Genomic DNA, 3,466 nt, shown 5'->3' with positions numbered 1-3,466 from the left:
TACCGGCTGCCGGATGACAGTGCCTGACAATCAGGGGGCAGGGCTTTCACAGAGGTATTTTCGGAAGGGTGGTCCCAGGCAGGTGGGTGCCAGGTGCAGGTGTGTATCAATTTGTTAGGAGGCACGAAAACGGTCTTCTCGAAATACGCACCCTCCCAGGTGATATGGATGGTTTCGCATGTCAGATGTTTGGGAAAATGAAATGGGTTGTAGTGATGGCGATCCCGCATGGCTTTATGGCAGTTTTCATGGGTTTCACTCATCCGCATACCTTCGTTCGCCTGTACCGAAGTGTGAAAGTAGAAGCTGAGTAGTGTAATGAGCTGAATGGCGCCGATGAGTTTGATCTTCAGGCATCTGGCTTTTGAAGACAGTTTATTGCAGCCCAAGCGTCCTGCATGCCCCCGGGAAGGTATCATAGTTAGTCCTTTTTAAGAGGAATAAGTTATGCGGGAAAGCATAGACCCTTTTTTAGAAATTGTAATAAAGAATAGGTCTTGCTTAAAACTCAGGCGTTCAGCATAGCAGCTCCACGAACACCCCCGGCATCGCCGAATTTTGCCTTGCGAATCTCGGGCAGTTGTCCGATGTTCAGGGTGTACTTCGGCAGTAAGGGAGGCACCAGCTCGTAGAGTTCGTCAATGTTTGACAGACCGCCACCCAGAACAATGACACCAGGGTCCAGAATGTTGATCATGGCGCCCAATCCGGAAGCAAGCAGTTCACAATAAATCTCAACAGCCCGTTCCGCCTGATTATCATGATGGCGGAACAGCTGTACTATGTCTTTGCCTGGCAGGGGCTTACCGGCAACATGCTTATACGTCAGTTCCAGACCCCTGCCCGACAGGTAGTTGTCCAGACAGCCGTGCATGCCGCAGCCACACCTAACAATGGGAAAGTCTTCGCCAGCCAGTTTGAAAACATGATAAGGCAATGGCGTGTGTCCCCATTCACCTGCCAGGTTGTTGCTGCCATCATGAAGCTTGCCGTTGATGTACAGACCGCCACCGCAACCGGTTCCGAGAATCACACCAAAAACCGTAGGGATGTTATCGCCTGCTCCGCCAATGGCTTCTGACAGAGCAAAACAGTTGGCATCATTTTCAATTTTGATGGGACGATCCAGAAGCAATTCAAGATCAACCTTCAGGTTCTGGCCGTTGGCACAGGGAACATTGGCGCACTGAGCCTTGCCGGTATCCGGATTAATAAATCCCGGAATACCAATACCTAAGCTACCCCGTGTGTCTAATTCACGATCGGTTTCGAGAACCAGCTCCCGGATGGCATTTTTAAACGCATCGTAGGAGTCTGTCGGTGTGGGTACACGTTTGTTGACGTGTTTGTTGTGCTCATGATCAAAAACAGCCAGCTCCATTTTGGTTCCACCGATATCCAACCCAAACAGCATGGCTCACTCCTGAATCTGTCTTAGTGACTGCGTTGAAACTAAATCTGAACCGCCTCTATTGCATGAGCAGAATCCGGTTCGTTTAACGTACCGGTTCTTTTTAGACATTGGTCTGTTTCAGATAAAAATAGGGCAGTAAAGAATTGTGCAGTGTTTTATAACATTCTTTACCAGTAGAGTTGAATGATCTAAAACAGTTTGAGCATGAAAAAAGCCAACCCCGGACGAAGTTGGCTTTCTTGATCAAGCAACATCAAGCAACGGTTGCTTTACTGGATTTTTGGATCCAGCTCACCTTTACCGTAACGAACGAACATGCTTTCCAGGCTGGTGTTGCTGATCTTTGAACCCTGACCTGCAGCGCCGAACGCTTCATAACGCTGGATACAGATATCTTTCATGGCTTTGGTGGCCACTGCGAAATATTTGCGTGGGTCAAATTCAGAAGGATTTTCAGTCATGAAGCGGCGGATGGCACCTGTAGAAGCCAGACGAAGATCGGTATCAATATTGACCTTGCGAACGCCGTGACGAATGCCTTCCTGAATCTGTTCAACCGGTACACCGTAAGTTTCAGGGATTTGCCCACCGTTTTCGTTGATGACTTTCAGCCATTCCTGGGGAACAGAAGACGAACCATGCATCACCAGATGGGTGTTCGGGATGCGCTGGTGGATTTCACGAATGCGGTCGATCGCCAGAATATCGCCTGTCGGTGGGCGAGTGAACTTGTAGGCGCCGTGGCTGGTACCGCAGGCAATGGCCAGAGCATCCACGTGAGTGGCCTTTACAAAATCTGCCGCTTCATCCGGATCTGTCAGCAACTGGTCGTGTGACAGGGTGCCTTCGGCGCCGACGCCGTCTTCTTCACCGGCCTGTCCGGTTTCCAGAGAGCCCAGGCAACCCAGTTCGCCTTCCACAGAAACACCACAGGCGTGTGCCATTTCTACCGTGCGACGAGTTACGTCAACATTGTATTCGTAGGAAGACGGGGTTTTGCCATCGTCTTTCAGTGAGCCATCCATCATCACGGAAGTGAAGCCAAGCTGGATGGAGCGTTGACAGACAGCGGGGCTGGTGCCGTGATCCTGGTGCATAACCACCGGTATGTGGGGGAACTCTTCCGTGGCTGCCAGAATCAGGTGTCTCAGGAAGGGGGCACCTGCGTATTTACGGGCACCGGCAGAAGCCTGAACGATGACGGGGGAGTCCGTCTCGTCGGCAGCTTCCATGATGGCGCGCATCTGTTCAAGGTTATTGACATTGAATGCGGGAACGCCGTAGTTGTTTTCTGCGGCATGGTCGAGCATTTCACGCAAGCTGATCAGGGCCATTGCCTGCTCCTGCTAATCAAGGGGTGGTTGAATTCGACGGCTATTATCCCTGTTTCTTGGGGGCGGTGCAAAACATCAACGGCTTTGAGTATTTGCAAAGCAGTTTAGACAAGAAAGTGGCGGGCGAACAGCAAGTCCCGGTAGCCCTGGCTACCGGGCTGATAAATCAGGCTTTGCCTTCGGAGCCGAACTCACGGATTTTACCCATGACGGTTTCAACGATGGCTTCTTTACCCGGGCCGATGACTTTACGTGGATCGTAAACGTCGGCGTCATTAGCCAGTACCTTGCGAACCATGTTAGTCCAGGCGATCTGATTTTCTGTGTTGACATTGATCTTGGCAGTGCCACGGCTGATGGCATTCCGGATATCGGCCGTCGGGATGCCTGTGCCGCCGTGCAGAACCAGGGGAACACCGGTCATTTCTTTAACCTGCAACATCTCATCGAAGCCCAGGTTTGGCAAACCTTTGTAGGGGCCATGAACAGAGCCCAGGGCTGGAGCCAGACAATCTACACCGGTGCGTTCAACCAGCTCTTTACATTCCTGTGGATCAGCGTAGATGCAGTTATCTGCAACAACGTCGTCTTCCTGACCACCAACAACACCCAGCTCCGCTTCGACCGATATACCGCGGGCGTGGGCATAGTCAACCACGGTTTTGGTCATGGCAACATTCTCTTCGAATGGGCCATGAGAGCCGTCGATCATTACAGA

General features: G+C 51.4%; 4 protein-coding genes. All 4 read right to left on the bottom strand.

Annotated features, from left to right (window positions below; all coding sequences use genetic code 11):
* On the bottom strand, positions 1–419 hold a 419-nt coding region (locus tag KDK18_RS12920; protein ID WP_257255338.1), incomplete at its 3' end, for a hypothetical protein.
* Positions 420–508: 89 nt separating this feature from the next.
* Positions 509–1,414, bottom strand: a complete 906-nt coding sequence (nagK, locus tag KDK18_RS12915) for an N-acetylglucosamine kinase (protein WP_257255337.1) — start codon at positions 1,412–1,414, stop codon at positions 509–511.
* Between the two features lie 269 nt (positions 1,415–1,683).
* Positions 1,684–2,748, bottom strand: coding sequence for a class II fructose-bisphosphate aldolase (gene fba / locus KDK18_RS12910; RefSeq protein ID WP_257255336.1), 1,065 nt, complete (start codon positions 2,746–2,748; stop codon positions 1,684–1,686).
* A 166-nt stretch (positions 2,749–2,914) separates the two neighbouring features.
* A partial coding sequence (locus tag KDK18_RS12905; protein ID WP_257255335.1) for a ketose-bisphosphate aldolase occupies positions 2,915–3,466 on the bottom strand: 552 nt, incomplete at its 5' end.

The organism is Endozoicomonas sp. SESOKO3 (assembly GCF_024606255.1).
Note: the sequence above shows the minus strand (reverse complement) of the source record. Positions and strands in the feature narration are given on the sequence as shown.

Bases quoted from the DNA above. Each gene is read 5' to 3' on its own strand.
- nagK (WP_257255337.1), bottom strand. From the start codon at position 1,414: ATGCTGTTTGGGTTGGATATCGGTGGAACCAAAATGGAGCTGGCTGTT.
- fba (WP_257255336.1), bottom strand. From the start codon at position 2,748: ATGGCCCTGATCAGCTTGCGTGAAATGCTCGACCATGCCGCAGAAAAC.